The 14,598-nt window shown below is 73.0% G+C and carries 17 protein-coding genes; 7 read left to right on the top strand and 10 right to left on the bottom strand.

The window, feature by feature from the left end; translation table 11 throughout:
• The first annotated feature begins 43 nt into the window (after positions 1-43).
• Both SMD11_RS30100 and SMD11_RS30095 read left to right on the top strand, forming a co-directional pair.
• Positions 44-433, top strand: coding sequence for a peptidase inhibitor family I36 protein (locus SMD11_RS30100; RefSeq protein WP_087929445.1), 390 nt, complete (start codon positions 44-46; stop codon positions 431-433).
• Between the two features lie 418 nt (positions 434-851).
• Positions 852-1,340 carry a PaaI family thioesterase gene (locus SMD11_RS30095; RefSeq protein ID WP_087929444.1) on the top strand — a complete coding sequence of 163 codons (489 nt, stop codon included), beginning with the start codon at positions 852-854 and terminating at the stop codon, positions 1,338-1,340.
• 59 nt (positions 1,341-1,399) lie between these two features.
• Here SMD11_RS30095 and SMD11_RS30090 read toward each other — a convergent pair whose 3' ends face one another.
• The 5 genes from SMD11_RS30090 to SMD11_RS30070 form a co-directional block, all read right to left on the bottom strand.
• The gene (locus SMD11_RS30090; RefSeq protein ID WP_087929443.1) at positions 1,400-2,227 is read right to left on the bottom strand and encodes an AfsR/SARP family transcriptional regulator; all 828 of its coding nucleotides are present in this window, start codon (positions 2,225-2,227) and stop codon (positions 1,400-1,402) included.
• 260 nt (positions 2,228-2,487) lie between these two features.
• On the bottom strand, positions 2,488-3,486 hold the full coding sequence (locus tag SMD11_RS30085; RefSeq protein ID WP_087929442.1) for an RICIN domain-containing protein: 999 nt from the start codon (positions 3,484-3,486) through the stop codon (positions 2,488-2,490).
• Between the two features lie 29 nt (positions 3,487-3,515).
• The gene (locus SMD11_RS30080; protein WP_087929441.1) at positions 3,516-3,884 is read right to left on the bottom strand and encodes a peptidoglycan-binding domain-containing protein; all 369 of its coding nucleotides are present in this window, start codon (positions 3,882-3,884) and stop codon (positions 3,516-3,518) included.
• A gap of 10 nt (positions 3,885-3,894) precedes the next feature.
• Complete coding sequence (locus SMD11_RS30075) at positions 3,895-4,371, bottom strand: hypothetical protein (RefSeq protein ID WP_087929440.1); 477 nt, start codon at positions 4,369-4,371, stop codon at positions 3,895-3,897.
• A gap of 68 nt (positions 4,372-4,439) precedes the next feature.
• Positions 4,440-4,853: a hypothetical protein gene (locus SMD11_RS30070; RefSeq protein ID WP_159395390.1), complete on the bottom strand. Its 414-nt coding sequence runs from the start codon at positions 4,851-4,853 to the stop codon at positions 4,440-4,442.
• A 371-nt stretch (positions 4,854-5,224) separates the two neighbouring features.
• Between SMD11_RS30070 and SMD11_RS30065 the strand changes: the two genes are divergently transcribed.
• Complete coding sequence (locus tag SMD11_RS30065; protein ID WP_087929438.1) at positions 5,225-5,737, top strand: GNAT family N-acetyltransferase; 513 nt, start codon at positions 5,225-5,227, stop codon at positions 5,735-5,737.
• A 218-nt stretch (positions 5,738-5,955) separates the two neighbouring features.
• Entirely contained in the window at positions 5,956-6,819 is an 864-nt protein-coding gene (locus SMD11_RS30060) for a DMT family transporter (RefSeq protein ID WP_087929437.1), read from the top strand.
• A gap of 259 nt (positions 6,820-7,078) precedes the next feature.
• Here the strand turns inward: SMD11_RS30060 and SMD11_RS30055 are convergent, their stop codons facing one another.
• Positions 7,079-8,218, bottom strand: a complete 1,140-nt coding sequence (locus SMD11_RS30055; protein ID WP_087929436.1) for an alanine racemase — start codon at positions 8,216-8,218, stop codon at positions 7,079-7,081.
• A gap of 161 nt (positions 8,219-8,379) precedes the next feature.
• Between SMD11_RS30055 and SMD11_RS30050 the strand changes: the two genes are divergently transcribed.
• Positions 8,380-8,973 carry a cupin domain-containing protein gene (locus tag SMD11_RS30050; protein WP_199843983.1) on the top strand — a complete coding sequence of 198 codons (594 nt, stop codon included), beginning with the start codon at positions 8,380-8,382 and terminating at the stop codon, positions 8,971-8,973.
• A 15-nt stretch (positions 8,974-8,988) separates the two neighbouring features.
• On the opposite strand, the gene SMD11_RS30045 is transcribed toward SMD11_RS30050, so the two are convergent.
• On the bottom strand, positions 8,989-10,377 hold the full coding sequence (locus SMD11_RS30045; RefSeq protein ID WP_087930812.1) for a S41 family peptidase: 1,389 nt from the start codon (positions 10,375-10,377) through the stop codon (positions 8,989-8,991).
• A gap of 237 nt (positions 10,378-10,614) precedes the next feature.
• Between SMD11_RS30045 and SMD11_RS30040 the strand changes: the two genes are divergently transcribed.
• A complete protein-coding gene (locus SMD11_RS30040; protein ID WP_159395389.1) occupies positions 10,615-11,301 on the top strand; it encodes a DUF4232 domain-containing protein in 687 nt (228 codons plus the stop codon).
• Between the two features lie 72 nt (positions 11,302-11,373).
• Here the strand turns inward: SMD11_RS30040 and SMD11_RS36910 are convergent, their stop codons facing one another.
• On the bottom strand, positions 11,374-12,159 hold the full coding sequence (locus SMD11_RS36910; RefSeq protein WP_087929433.1) for a methyltransferase domain-containing protein: 786 nt from the start codon (positions 12,157-12,159) through the stop codon (positions 11,374-11,376).
• Between the two features lie 60 nt (positions 12,160-12,219).
• Between SMD11_RS36910 and SMD11_RS30030 the strand changes: the two genes are divergently transcribed.
• Entirely contained in the window at positions 12,220-12,798 is a 579-nt protein-coding gene (locus SMD11_RS30030; RefSeq protein WP_087929432.1) for a GNAT family N-acetyltransferase, read from the top strand.
• Here SMD11_RS30030 and SMD11_RS30025 read toward each other — a convergent pair.
• Positions 12,779-13,699, bottom strand: a complete 921-nt coding sequence (locus SMD11_RS30025) for an MBL fold metallo-hydrolase (RefSeq protein WP_087929431.1) — start codon at positions 13,697-13,699, stop codon at positions 12,779-12,781. The genes SMD11_RS30030 and SMD11_RS30025 overlap by 20 nt on opposite strands.
• Before the next feature lie 184 nt (positions 13,700-13,883).
• A complete protein-coding gene (locus tag SMD11_RS30020) occupies positions 13,884-14,363 on the bottom strand; it encodes a nucleotide triphosphate diphosphatase NUDT15 (protein ID WP_087929430.1) in 480 nt (159 codons plus the stop codon).
• Positions 14,364-14,598 lie beyond the last annotated feature (235 nt).

Genomic DNA, 14,598 nt, shown 5'->3' with positions numbered 1-14,598 from the left:
GGCACCCGCCGGTCTCCCGGACCGCGACAGGAAAGGGATCACCATGTCACTGCGCAGGCGCACGAGGATCGGGCTGGCCGCGGCCGCGGCGGTCGCCGGACTGACGACGGCGGTCGTCCCGGCCACGGCGGCCGGCACCGCCGAGACCTCCGGAACGGCGGCCGCGGCTCCCGCCAACTGTCCCAAGCTGTACTTCTGCGGCTACCCCAAGGCCAACTACCAGGGCACGGCATGGAAGATCACCAAGTGCAACGTCTACTACGAGATACCGGACGGCTGGAACAGCGGCGGCTCCTGGTACAACAACCAGAGCAAGGGCACCGTCGCCCGCATGTACGACAAGAACAAGAAGCTCATCTACTCGACCCCGCCGGCGGCCTCCGGCGACCCGACGGGCAACTGGGGACCCGTGTGGTACGTCAAGGCCTGCTGATCCAGGTCTGACGGGGCCACACGTTCCGTCTCGCGGTGAGGAGAACGGGGGACCGCGGGGCGGTAGGGCGGCGTGCTCGGGGGCACGCCGCCCGACGGCTGCCGCCGCCTCCTCCGCGGGATCCTCTTCGGCGATCGTCGTGGGTGCGTCCTGCGACACCGGAGGCTCCGGTGACACCAGCGGCGCCGGCGATTCGGGTAGCTCATCCAGCGGTTACAGCAGTTGTTCCTCCTGTAGTTCGTGCTCCAGTTGCGGCAGCGGCGGCTGCTCCTGAGGGAGGGCGCCGGCCCGCCGCGACGGCTCCTGGACGCGTTCAGGACTTCGGCTCCCTCACGGCCGTGCCGAAGCCCTGGCAGTCGCCGCCGGGCGCCGACAGACTGGCGTCCGGCAGCGTCCTCCTCCCGAAAGGCGGCCCCTCATGCCGGATTCCGTGCCCGGTTCCACACCCGGTTCCGCGTCCGATCCCACGCCCGCGGCCACGGCCGGGGGCGGGTCCGGGGCGCCCGGCCTCGCCGACCTCCTGGCCGCCATGCCGCTCGCGTCGCACCTGGGCGTGACCCTCGACGAGGCGACGCCGGAGGCCGCGCGCGGCAGCCTCGCCTGGTCCGCCGAGCTGTGCACCGTCGGCGGCGTCCTGCACGGCGGTGCCCTGATGACCCTGGCGGACGCCGTCGGCGCGGTGTGCGCCTACCTCAACCTCCCCGCGGGAGCGGGCACATCGACGGTGGAGTCCAAGACCAACTTCCTGCGCGCGGTCCGCTCGGGTGGCGTGCACGCCACCGCCCGCCCGCTGCACGTCGGCGGGACCGTCGTGGTGGTGCAGACCGACCTGCGGGACGACGAGGGCCGGCTCGTCGGACAGACCACGCAGACCCAGCTCGTCCTGACGCCGAAGGGCCGGCCCTGACCTGAGCCGACCGGGACCGCCGACCGCCTTGCCTCGCCCGCCCGTTGCGCCGGCTCACTTCACGAGAGCACCGGACATCTCGCCCAAGGAGCCGGCCGGGCCGAGACGTCCGGCGGCACGGCCGGGTGGTCCAGGGCGGGGTCGTGCGAGAGTATCGCCTGTTCCGTGCGCTGGAGCTGCGGCGAGGGCCGGACGCCCAATTCGTCCGCGAGATGGCGCCACATGCGGCGATAGGTCTCCAGGGCATCGGCCTGCCGGCCGGAGCGATAGAAGGCGATCATCAGCAGTTCGCAATAGCGCTCGTGCAAAGGATGGGCAAGATGCGTCTCGTACAACTCGGCCAGTATCGTGGCGTGGTTGCCATTCTCCAGTTCGGCGCCGAAAAGGAGCTCCAAGGCGCGCAGGCGGTACGCCTCGTAACGCGCGGCGGCCCTTCTGCACGCCGGGGTCCTCGCGGCGTCGCCGAACGCGGGGCCGCGCCACATGGCGAGCGCTTCCCGTAACAGCCGCACCGAATCACCGGGGGAATTGTTTTTCCCCGCCTCGATACTGTTGATCTTCTTGACGAATTCGGCGGCGTCGAGCTCGCCCTCGCCGAGGGCGAGCCGGTAGCCGGAGGGGTGGACGGTCAGCCGCGGCTCCGTGCGCTCCGGCTCCAGCGCCCTGAGCCTGCGGCGGAGCCTGCTGATATGGGCGTACAGGGTGTTGGGCTGGACGTCCCACATAGACTCGCCCCACATCCGCCGCATCAGCGCCTCGCTGGACACGCTTTCCCCCTCGCCGACGAGCAAGGTCTGGAGGAGTGTCCGCTGGAGTTCCCCGGAAATCTCGATCTTCTGCCCCGGGACATTTATTTCCAGTGCGCCCAACACGGAGAATATCAGCACAGCGATTCCTGCTCTCTGTGACGATGATAGGGAGGTGCGAGCCGCCCGACGAACGATGGCGCAGGAGAGCGTCGGGGCGGTCGGCCCGGCCATCGAGCCACCATGACGAAGTATATGGGCCACGGCCGCCAAGCGGACTGCCCCCGTCGGTGAATGCCCGTTCGTCACTCACGCACTCGCAAGGAAGCGGCACACACAGGAGCCGAAGGAATTCCCTGCGCTCCCGTCACATCGATTCCTACCCACTCGTCAGAACGGAATCACGCCAATCGGTCCACCACTCCGGTCACCGAGGGAATCATCTGCCACAGCTGGTCCCTGGTGCCGGAGTCCGTCCACTGATCCGTCTCCGCGCCCTCGTCCGAGCTCACGGCCTTGATGCCCAGGAGTTTCGCGCTGTTGACGTTGACCAGGGTGTGGAACCCGGTGCCCTGCGGCCGTGCCAGCCATGCCTGTTCGGCGCCGCCGCCACAGGTCGTCTGGACGCCGCGGGCACCGTTCTCGGTGCTCGCGCCCTCGATGGACAGGCACTTCCCCGTGTACACGTTGGTCAGCGTGACCGCGCCGCCCGCGGCGGTGCCGACCTGCCACTTCTGGTCCAGGGCCGCGCCGGAGCAGGTCAGCTGGACGACCTTCGCCCCGTCGTCCGGGCTCCGCCCCTCGATCCCCAGGCACTTACCGCTGTTGACATTGACGAGCGTCGTCTCCCGCACCGGGTCGGACCGCTGGATGAACTCGGCGCCGGGCTGGCGCGCGCAGTCCCACTGCCGCAGCGGCGCCCCGTCCTCCAGGGAGGAGCCGGTGACCTCGACGCATTTGCGCGGGGACGCGGTCGCCGGCTGGAGCCAGGCGTTGTTCCCGGCGTCCGCCAGGCCGAAGTCGGCTCCCGGCCGGCCCTCGCAGTTCCCCTGCCGGATCGCGGCGCCGTTCAGCGGGCTGGAGTTCTCCACCTCCAGGCACTTGCCGCTGTAGGCGTTGACGATGTTGACGGTTCCGCCGCCGGCCTCGGACGCCCGTACGTACCAGAGGGCCCGGGGGCTGCCGACGCAGCGCTGCTGCCGCACGGCCTCGCCCTCCGCCGCGGAGGCGACCTCCAGGCACTTGCCGCTGTGCGCGGACAGGATGTTGATCTCCTGCCGCGGGGCGGCCCGCGCCGGGCCGGTGTGCCCAGGCGCGAGGGCGAGCAGCACCGCGGCGGCCAGGAGCGTGACGAGCGCGCGCGACCGGACGACGAGCGGCGTCGGGGAGAGTGACGGCATGGCGGGCCCCCTGCTCGGCGGGTGAGGGATCAAGGGTGCAGGGCGGTCCAGGTGGCGGCGTCGACGACGCCGGTCCCGGTGAGGCCGAACTGCCTCTGGAGGGTCTTCACGGACGCCTCGGTGACCTCTTCGAACACGCCGTTCACGGTGACGTTCTGGAACCGGTACACCTCGTTGAGGATGCACTGGAGATGGCGCACGGCCTCACCCCCGCTCCCCTTCTGCACCGAGGGATGGCCGCCCAGGAACATGCACAGGCGCCATTCGGCGACGGGGGCGGGGGTGGCGGAAGCGGTGGTCGTGGCGGTGACGGTCAGGGCGGTGGCGGCGAGGACCGCCGCCACGATGTGGTGTCGTCCCGGTCGCGGCACCCGTGCCGGTCTCGGTCTCGGTCTCATGCCTCTCCCCTCAGACCCACGGACAGTTCGGCAGTCCCGGAAACGGGTGCGCCACCCCCGCCGGCACCTTCACCGCCTCACCCGGCACCGCTCCCCACCCCTTGATCTTGGGCAGATCGGCCACCTGGTCGCCCTGCACGTAGTACCAGTAGTTGTTCCCCTTCGTGTCCTTCGGCCCGAGGGTGTAGCACGTGAACCATGAGGGGGACAGCTTGAGCCAGCCGGTGATCACGGCGCCGAAGTCCGCCTTGCCGTAGACGTCCGACGGCTCGTTGTCGCAGTACAGCGCCTTGTTGAAGACATTGCCGATGGCGTCCCGCAGGACGACCCCCTCGCGGAGCCCGCAGACTCCCGCCGCGGCGGCCGGCGGCGCGGGGCCGAGCAGCACGGACCCCGACACCAGCGCGCAGGTCACGGCCGCGGCCGCGCCGCCACGGCCGCGCCGCCAGGGGCGGAGGGCCGGGGCGCCCGGTGAGTGCCGTCTCAAGCGAAGCTCCTCTCGCGTACCGCGAAGCGGGGGCGGCTCCTACGAACCCTCACGGACCCTCACGATCCTCATAAAGGTGCCGAGGGCGAGGAGCCTTCGGTCCAGGGGCACTCGGGCATGCCCGCCACCGGATGGCTCGGTGCCCTGACCGCGACCGCGGGCATGTAGCCCCATGCCTTCGACGCGGGGCTGGCCAGCACGCGGTCGCCCTGCGTGTAGTACCAGCGGTTGTCACCGAGGTAGTCACTGCCCTTCTTCCAGCACACGATCCAGCTCGGGGAGAACTCCATGCGCCCGATCACGGAGCTGGTGGAGCGCGACTGGATGCGGATCCACCCGGGCTCCAGCTCGCACCAGAAGTCGCCGGTGAAGCTCCTCCCGGTCCAGTCCACATGCGCTTCGCCGGGGCGCGCCCGGCACGGCGCCGGGCCGGCCGCCGACGCCGGCGCGGGGACGGCGAGGGCCAGCGCGGCGGTGGTCACGGCCACAGGAACCGCGCACCGGCGCAACAGGCGTCCGGAGCCTCCGGGCAATGCGCTCACTCCCCCATGTCGGAACCGCCGGGCGCACACCGTGTCCGGGCCGGCGGCGTGGCCGGGCCCGTGCGTCGGAGTATCGGGCCGCTCCCGGCGGCACGTTAAGCGATTTTCGGCCGCGCGCCGCCGCGGCGGTCCGCCGGAACACCGTCGTCCCAGGTCGCCCGCGCCCAGGGGATCGTCCCGCCCGAGGAAATGACCGAGTCCCGCGCTCCGCCCCTCCGGGGGCGGCGGTCCGGGGCCCCGGGAACCTCAGGAGCGAGCGGGCGCCCCCGGCACGTCGACGGGCTTGCACCGCCGGCCGTGCCGGGATGACGATGCACCTCGTGATCCGTCAAGCCAGAAGAGAAGAGATCCCGCGTCTGCGGGACATCGAGCGGGCCGCCGGAAGGCTGTTCTCCGAGATCGACATGACAGCGATCGCGGACGACGAGCCGCCGTCCCCGGAAGTGCTCCGGCAGTACATCGACGACGACCGCGCCTGGGTGCACACGGACGACCGGGACGTTCCCGTCGGCTATGTCGTCGTCGACCTCGTCGACGGCTGCGCGCACATCGAGCAGATCTCCGTGGACCCCGCGCACGGCAGGCAGCGCATCGGTGCGGGCCTCATCGAACACGTCGGCGGCTGGGCGAAGGAGCGGGGCGCCCCGGCGCTCACGCTGACCACCTTCACCGAGGTGGCGTGGAACGGCCCGTACTACGAGCGGTGCGGCTTCGGTCCCGTCCCGGACGCGGAGCTCACGCCGGGCCTCCGCGAGATCCGCGAGGCGGAGGCGGTCCACGGCCTGGACCGCTGGCCGCGCGTCTGCATGCGCCGGGCGCTGTAGCCGTAGCCCGTACATCGCCCGGTACCGGCGTCCGTGCCGGGTGCCGGGGCGGCACCCGTACGCCCCACCGTGCGCGCCGGACACGCCCGATCGTGTGGTCGCCGTCCCCGCACGGTGGTGCGGCCCCGGCGCGCCCGGTCACTCTGCGACCGTTGCGGCCAGTGGCCGGGGCGGCGACCTAACCGGCGACCGGCACCCGGAACCCGAGGAACCGACCCATGGCCCTGCTCTCCGCGCTGTTCGCCCTCCTGGCGGCCGTGGGCAACGCCACGGGCACGGTGCTCCAGCGCGTGGCCGCGCGGACCGTGCCGCCGGGCGACGCCTTCAGCGTCCGGCTCGTCCGGCACCTGCTGCGCAGCCCGGCGTGGCTCGGCGGCATCGCCGTCATCGTCGGCGCGGCGGCGTGCCAGGCGCTGGCCCTGACGCTCGGTTCGCTGTCGCTCGTCCAGCCGCTCCTCGTGCTCGAACTCCCCTTCACCCTCCTCATCGCCAGCGCGCTGTCCCGGCGGCGGCTGCCCGCGGCCGGCTGGGCGGCGTCCGTCATGGTCGCCGGCGGGCTCGGGCTCGCGCTGGCCGCGGCCGCGCCCGGCGGCGGGCGCAGCACCGCCTCCGCCGGCCTGTGGGCGCTGACCCTGTTCGCCACCGCCGGCGCCATGGCGCTCTGTGTACTGGCCGCCCTGCCCCGCCCGCGCGGCAAGGCCCGCGCGGCCCTGTTCAGCTCCGCCTCCGCGATCAGCTACGCCCTGACCGCCACGCTGATGAAGTCCGCCACGGGTGTCTTCGAGCGGCACGGCGCCGGGGCCTTCCTCACCGCCTGGCAGACCTACGCGTTCGTGGCCGCCGGGGCGTGCGCGCTCTTCCTCCTGGCCAACGCCATGGAGTCCGGCCCGCTGGTGGCCTCCCAGCCGGCCCTCACGCTGGGCGAGGGGCTGGTCAGCCTGGCGCTGGGGATCCTGGTGTACGGGGAGAGGGTGCGGGCGGGGTGGTGGCTGGTGCCGGAGGGGGTGGGGGCGGTGCTGGTGACGTGGGGGGTGCTGATTCTTCCGCGGGTGGATTTGGGTGAGGAGGAGTCGGGGGGGTGAGGGGGGGTGGGCCGGTGCGGGTGCGGGTGCGGGGCGCCTGCGGCGGGCCTTTTCCCCGGCCCCGCCCCTTCCCGTACCGGAGGCTTCGCCCCCGGACCCCCGTTTCCGCGCTTCGCGCGGCATCCTCAAACGCCGGACGGGCTGAATTTCAGCCCGTCCGGGGGCACCTCCCAGCGGTAGCTGGGGGAGTTTGAGGACATTCGGGAAGGGGCGGGATGGGGAAAAGGCCCGCCGCAGGCGCACCCCGCGCCCCCACCCGCTACCGGAACCGCGGATGCCACACCTCCCCCACCACCCCCTCCCCATCGACCACCACGACATCCGGCCACCTGTCGAACGCCGAGCACGGATGCGACACACCAAGATCGACCTCGTCACCCACCCGCAGACCGTCCACGTCCGTGAGCGTCAGATGGTGGTCGAAGATCTGGACCGCCGTGCCGGTCACCGCGCGGGCCGGTTCGCCCGGGGTGCGGGCGCCGAGGAGGACGGGCAGGCCGGCGTCGTAGGGGAGTTCGCGTTTGCCGGCGCCCACGACGGCCCGTCCGGGTTCGGGGGTGGAGAGGACGACCGCGCGGACGGTCAGTGCCGCCTCCAGCCCGGGGAAGGGCGATACGTGCCGGTAGGTGCCGTGGTCGTGGGTGACGTAACAGCCCGAGCGCAGGACGAACAGCGGTGCCGGGGCGTCCGGGCGCGCGGTCAGCTCCCGGTAGGCGTCGACGGCCCGGTCGGGGAACGCGGAGCCGCCCATGCTGAGGACGGGCCGCCCGGTCCGGATCAGCGGGGCCAGGCCGTGGAGGACCTCGGCCGTCCGGCGGCAGTGCGCGTCGACGTCGGCGAGGGTGTCCGCGTCCCGGCGGTTGGGGCGGACGCCCTCGTAGCCGGCGACACCGGCGAGCAGCAGTCCCGGGGAGGCGCCGGGGTCGGCGACGGCCTCGCCGAGGGCATGGGCCTCCGCGGGGTCCCGGACCCCGGTCCGCCCTCCCGGTGTGCCCACGTCGATCAGGATCCGGAGGGGTTCGGCGACGCCGCGCAGCGCCTCGCGGGCCAGGTCGAGGCCGGCCCGGGAGTCGACGAGGCCGTAGAGCTCCAGGCCGGGCACGGTGTCGAGCCACCGCCGCAGGGTGGCGAGGCCGGGGGCGTCCACCACCTCGTTGGCGATCAGGATGCGGCGGACGCCCCACTCCAGGGCGATGCCGGCCTGCCGCACGGTGGCGACGGTGACGCCCCAGGCGCCGGCGGCCAGCTGCCGCTCCACGATCGGGCGGGTCATGGTCGTCTTGATGTGCGGGGCGAGTTCGACGCCCTGGTCACGGCACCAGGCGGCCATGAGCTCCACGTTGTGTTCCAGCGCGCGCAGGTCCAGCCGCAGCTCGGGCAGCACGGGTTCGTGGTTCATGGGGCCTCCGGACGTACGTTCGCGTGTGCTCTGCGTGTGCTCTATATCGGATGGAGCGTAGAGCATCCTCGACAGCGGACGTCCACTATGCTGGATGCCGCGCCTTCTTTACTAGACGCAGCAGACGCACCAGACGCATCCGCAGACGAAAGAGGATCCAGGTGACCGCCGACGACACCCGGCCCGCCCCCGGGCGGGCACCCCAGGAGGCCGGGATCGGCGGGCACCTCCGCCGCGCGCGCCTGGAGAAGGGCCACACGCTGGAGCGGCTGGCCGAGCTGACGGGGCTGTCGCGCAGCTACCTCAGCAACGTCGAGCGCGATGTCAACAGCCCCACCATCAACACGCTGCGCACGATCGTCGACGCCCTGGGCGTCTCCCTCAGCCGGCTCTTCCGGGAGATCGACGGCGGGCGGCGCGTGGTGACCCGGCCCGACCAGCGGGTGGAGCTCACCCGCGCCGGGGTGGAGGGCGTCACCTACACGCTGCTCAACCCCGACCCCGCCGGCCGCCTGGAGATGATGCTCCTGGAGGTGGCGCCGGGGGCGTCCTCCGGGGACCGCCCCCACACCCACGCGGGCGAGGAGGCCGGCCTCCTGCTCAGCGGCGAGCTCGACTACTGGGTCGACGGCGTCCACTACCACCTGACGCCGGGCGACACCGTCAGCTTCCCGTCGACCACCCCGCACCGCTATCACAACCCCGGTGCGGTCCCGGCGGTCTGCGTCTGGTCGGAGACGCCGCCCGGCTTCTGAACGCCCGTCCCGCGGCTAGGCCTTCCGGCTCCGCAGCACCTCCACGGCCTTGTCGAAGGCCGAGTCGCGGCCGGCCCGGAACTCCTCCTCGGTGAAGACCGGCACCTCCATGCGGGCGCTCGGCGGGATGCCGGGCCCGTCGTAGGACCGGCCCGAGCGGTTCAGGAACTCCTCGTTGGGCAGCCAGGCGGCCATGCCGTCGGGCAGTACGCGCGTCATGACGTCCGAGAACACGCCCTGCGTGTGCTGCCCGATCCGGACCGTACCGCCCGGCCGGTCCATGAGCGCCTGGGTGAAGGTCTCACCGGCGCTGACGGTCGAGCCGCCGATCAGCACGGCGACCGGGCCGGTGTACCGGGGGGCCTTCGCCGGCGTGACGTACAGCGGCTGCGGGCGCGTGTGCCGGGTCGCGTCGGCGGGGTCGTTGCGGGCCCGCTTGGAGTAGGCGAGGTACGGGGTGTCGGTGAGCCGCCCCGCGATGCGCAGCCCCATGGCGTCGGAACCGCCGCCGTTGACCCGCAGATCGATGATCAGACCGCGCAGGCTCCTGACGCGCTCGCGGGTGAACACCGCGTCCAGCGCCCGGTCCAGCTCGGCCAGCTGGGTGGCGTACGGGGCGCCCTCCGCCGCGTAGCCGCCGAATCCGGAGATACGCAGATAGCCCTGCCCGTCCGGCAGGTCGGCGTAGGTGATCCGGCCGTTGGCGAACTCGTGCGTCTTCCGCCCCTTGAGGTCGCGTTCCAGGATGTGGGCCTTGGCGCGCTTGTCCAGGTCCGGGCCGGGCATCTCCGTGCCGGGGCGCGTCCGGGCGAAGACCTTCCCGCCGTCCTGGACGGCGACGTGCGCGTCGTTCAGCGGCGCGACCATCTTGCCGAACAGCGCGAAGAGTTCCTCCTTGGGCGTGTCGACGCGCACCTTCGGGCGGTACTGGTCGCGCACCTTGTGCCAGTCGATGCCCTTGGCGGCGAAGAAGGGGTAGTTCTCCTCGAAGGACTGCCAGAAGACGTCGAAGGAGGCGAGCGAGTCCTTCTCGTCCACCGGGTGGCCACAGGACTCGGGCAGCGCCGCCACGCGCCGCAGGCCGCGGTCGCCGACCGCGCCGTCCGCGTGGAGGCTGGCCCGGTCGCCGCCCGGCCGGGCGCGCACGGTGAGGACGACCCCGCCGCCGGTGGTGTAGGAGGCGACCGGTCCGGCGCCGGTGCCCGTCCGCTCGGCCGAGTCGCTCTTCATGCAGCTCACCGCGGTGGTCTGGTACTCCTGGAGGTGTCCGTCCGAGAGGACCAGCACGGTGCCGTAACCGTCCATGCGCCAGACGCCGTCGGTGGCCGGGCGCGGGGTACCGGCGGGGGCCGCCGTGGCACCGGTGGCGGTCAGTACGGTCCCGCCGGCGAGGGCCAGCGCCATGACCGCCGTGACGGCCTTGGCCGGTGAACTCTTGCGTCGCACGATCTGTCCTTCCCTGTACGTGACGCGGTACGTCACGTTCTCCGTGGGGTCCACGATCGCCGAGGCGCCCCGGCCGGGAACATCCCGCTGTCCGGCCGATCGACGGGGGGCTGTCCCCCCGTACCGGTAGCACCCTGGTACGACAGCGCGGTGGGTGCCCTGGTGGGCCCGATGGGGCGTTGGGATGATGACGGGATGAATCCCACCACCCCCGGCACGGCCGGATCGCCCCGTACGGCTCGCGCACCCCGGGCGCGCCGTCGGCCGGCCCTGGGCCTCGCCACACTGCTCGCGGCCACGGTCCTGCTCACCGCTTGCGGTACGGCGCACTCGTCGGACGCGCCCGCCGCGGAGCCCGCCCGGCCGGCCGCGGCGCCCTCGCCCGCCGTGTCGCTCCCCTCCATACCCCCGCTCACGGTCGACGGTTCCGCGCCGTCCCCCTCGGCAGCGTCGTCGTCACCGGTCTGCCCCGGGTCGGGTGTGTCCCTCGCGGCCGAGGAGGCGAACGCCGCGATGGGCCTGCGGGTGATGACCCTCAGGCTGACCAACTGCGGTACGACCACCCGGGTGCTCAACGGCTATCCGGACGTACGCGTCCTCGACGCCGGCCGGAAGCCGCTCGCCGTGGACGTGCGGCACGGCGCGTCGGACATCATGACCGACGGCGGCTTCGACGCCGGCCCCGTGCGCGTCGCCCTGCGGCCCGGCGAGCAGGCGGTGACGGGGCTGGTGTGGCGGAACACCGTGACGGACGGGACGCCGGCCAACGGGGCCTATGTGTCGCTCGCCCCGTCCGCCGGGGCGGACCGGCTCACGGTGCCGTCGCTGATCGACCTGGGGACGACGGGCAAGCTCGGGGTCAGCGCCTGGGCCCGCGGCTGACCGTCCGCGCACGGGCCGGGCGCCGCCCCGCGGCGGTCAGGTGGTGCCGCGGATGCCCGGGTACGGCCTCGGCTACGCGCGGGTCGCCGTCGTCACGTGTGCCACGCAGGAGGCCTCCACCAGTCCCCGACGGTCGCGGGACTCCTGTTCCTCGCGCAGCGCGCGCACCTGCTCCGGGCCGAGGACACCGGCCGCCGTCCCCGCCGCGCAGGCCGGTTCCACGAGCAGGGGCCACGCCTCGGCGAACGTCGTGAAGACCAGGCGCACCGTGCTCGTGGCGCGGTCGGTGAAGCCCGCGCGCCGCAGAAGGGTCTCGTGGCGGGCGCCGGCGCGGCCGTCGGCCAGGGCCCTGGTGAAGGCCTCGGTGGCGGGGCCGGTCGTGGCGGCGTGGCCGGAGGCGACGGCGAGCGTGGCGAAGTCGGGGTCGGCCAGGACGACGCGGCCGCCGGGGCGGAGCACCCGGCGGGCCTCCTCCAGGGCGTGCCCGGCGTCGGGGAGGTGGATGAGGAGCCGCTCCGCGCGGTACCAGCCGAGGCGCCCGTCCGGGAAGGGCAGGGCCATGGCGTCACCGACGAGACAGGCGCTCCCGCCGAAGCGGGTGCGGGCCGTCCGCACCAGGGAGTTGCTGCGGTCCACCCCGATGACGGACAGGCCCGCCGCGCGGAGCTCCGCGACCGCGTGGCCGGTGCCGCATCCGACGTCGACGCCGTGTCCCGGCGGCCGGCCGAGTCGTTGGGCGATGTGGGCGCGCAGGGCCGTGACGGGCGCGGAGCGCTCGGCCAGCTCCAGATACGCCTCGTACGCCCCCGGGCTCGGGGCCTTGTCCACGTCGCTGAAGTGCCGGGCCGTCAAAGACATGCAGCGGACTGTACGCAGGTCGAGGGCTCGCACCTGGTCGAAACAGAGGAAACCGCGAGAATGTACCCCGCCACGGTGACCGGAGACCGGCTGTGCCTCCGGGAGTTGACGTCCGAGGACCTTCCCGTGCTGACCCGCCTGTACGGCGACCCGCGGGTCACGCGCTATCTGCGCTTCGACTCCCTGGACGCCGACGAGGCCGCCGCGAAGTACGAGGAGCGCCGCAGGACGGCGTTCGACGCTCCCCGTACCCGGTACGAGATGGCCGTGACCACGCTGGGCGGCTCCACCATGATCGGGACGGTCGGGATGACGCTGGAGCCCCCGCACCACCTCTCCGGCTGGCTCAACGAGCTCGTCCTCGTACCGGAGGTGTGGTCCCGGGGCTACGGCAGCGAGGCCCTGCGGCTGATGATCGGCCTCGGCTTCGAGCGGCTGGGGCTGCACCGCATCTGGGGGCTGCGCCGCCACGACCACCCCGTCACGCACGGCACCATCACCGAGGCGGGCATGTCACAGGAGGGCAGGATGCGCGACTGGGTCCGTACCGGCGGGCGCTGGCACGACGTCGTGACCTACTCCGTCCTCCGGCACGAGTGGGACACCCGGTGCCGGAGCGTCACCAGCGCACGGCGGTGAAGTCGACCTCCTGCTCCGGGATCGTCCGCGTCCGCACCGTCAGCTCCCTCATCCGGCGGGCCATCTCGGGGGCGGGGAGCCGCTTGCGGTCGCCGTGGCCCGGCAGCAGCCATTCGAAGCGCAGCCGGTCGACGTTCCGGTGCAGGGAGGCGCTGAGCTCGGCCATCGAGTACCAGGTGACGCTCTCCACCACCTCCACGTCGCCCGTCGTGCGGGACCAGTACAGGCTGTCGCCGCTGAAGCAGTAGCGCTCGTCGGCGACGTACAGCACGCTGCCGAGGGTGTGTCCCGGCAGCGGGTAGGCGACCACGCCGTCGCCGATCACGGCCGGTTCCGTGCCGCGCAGCACCCGGTCGGCGTCCGGGGCCGCCTCCAGGTCCCCCTCGTGGATCCAGAGGCGGGCGCCGAAGCGGTCGGCGTAGGCGCGGCCGTGCGCGGCGTGGTCGTAGTGGGTGAGGAGGACGTCGGTGACGGGCCCCAGTGCTTCGTAGCGCGCGGCGAGCGCGGTGCTCCACCGAGGGGTGTCGATCATCATCATGGTGCCGGACGGGCGGCGCAGGAGGTAGGAGTTGGCGCCGGCGTTGTGGGTGGAGTTGTGTCCGCACAGGTGGACGTGGGCGTCCAGGGCGAGCGGGAAGGGGTCCTGTCCGGGGTCGAGCCGCCCGGCCCCGGGGCGGATCGAGCGGGTGTGGCAGGCGTTGGCCGCGGCGTACATCTGCCGGAGCTCCGCCGCGTCGCGCGGCTGCCGGACGACCTCCGCGCGGCCGCCGATCTCCTCGATGAGTCCTGGGGCGAGCTGGCGGGCGACGTCGCAGTTGGTGCACCTGGAGTCGACGTACCACTCGTGCGTTCCCGGGGCCGTTCGCCCTTCCTCGGGCAGGCCTGACGGGGCGTCGTGCATGGTGGGCTCCTTTCGGGTGCGCCCGGCTCGGCGGGCCGCGCGCACACCTCCAGAGATATCCCCCGTGGTCCGGAAAGAGGAAGGGGAGCCGGGACTTGTACTTCACCGCGAGGCTCTCTCTGCGCGCGCGGGCCGATGCATGTGAAATGCCCCGTTTTGTCCAGCGATGTTGTCCGGGCGGCCCTCAGAACGCGATCGGGTAGCGGTGGGCCGGCGGGTGGTCGATCGCCAGCCCGGGCCGCCACGCCGTGAGGGCCTGCGCCGAGGGGACGAAGAGGGGGCCGGGCAGCGCGTCCGGCTGGAACCACTGCCACCGCGCCACGAGATGGGGCTCGGCGGCGACCGGCTCACCCTCGTACGCGGTGACGAGCACGGCGGCCGTCAGCCGGCTGACGCCCCCGGCGTCGTCGAGCAGCAGCGCCGTCACCTCGGCGTCCGCCGGGGCGGCGGCCAGCGAGGTCTCCTCGCGGAGCTCGCGCACGGCGGCCGCCTGGAGGGACTCCCCCGGCTCGACCGAGCCCCCGGGCAGCTCCCAGACACCGGCGTGGTGGTGCCCCAGCAGGATCCGCTCGCGGGGGTCGACGACGATCACGCCGACGCCGATGGCCGCGTGCGCGACCGGAGGCTTGGGGCCACGGGGACGGCTGGTCACGGTGTGGGTCATGGTGGGTGGATTCCTCTCCTGTTCGAACGGCTACCGCGTCCTCGCGGCGTTCGCATGGCGGTCATGACGGTGAGGCAGGACACCTCCCCGCCGGCTCCGGATCGGACGGACGATCGGGAAAACGACCCCCGATCGGGCGAGTCACGGCCACCGAAGGGCGTTTTCCCGCACGGGAATTCGAGGGTGAGCCGAGCGGCCCGCACTCCCGGGGGCGGACGCCCGGCGGGACTTGTGC

Source organism: Streptomyces albireticuli (genome assembly GCF_002192455.1).
GTDB lineage: Bacteria > Actinomycetota > Actinomycetes > Streptomycetales > Streptomycetaceae > Streptomyces > Streptomyces albireticuli_B.
Note: the sequence above shows the minus strand (reverse complement) of the source record. Positions and strands in the feature narration are given on the sequence as shown.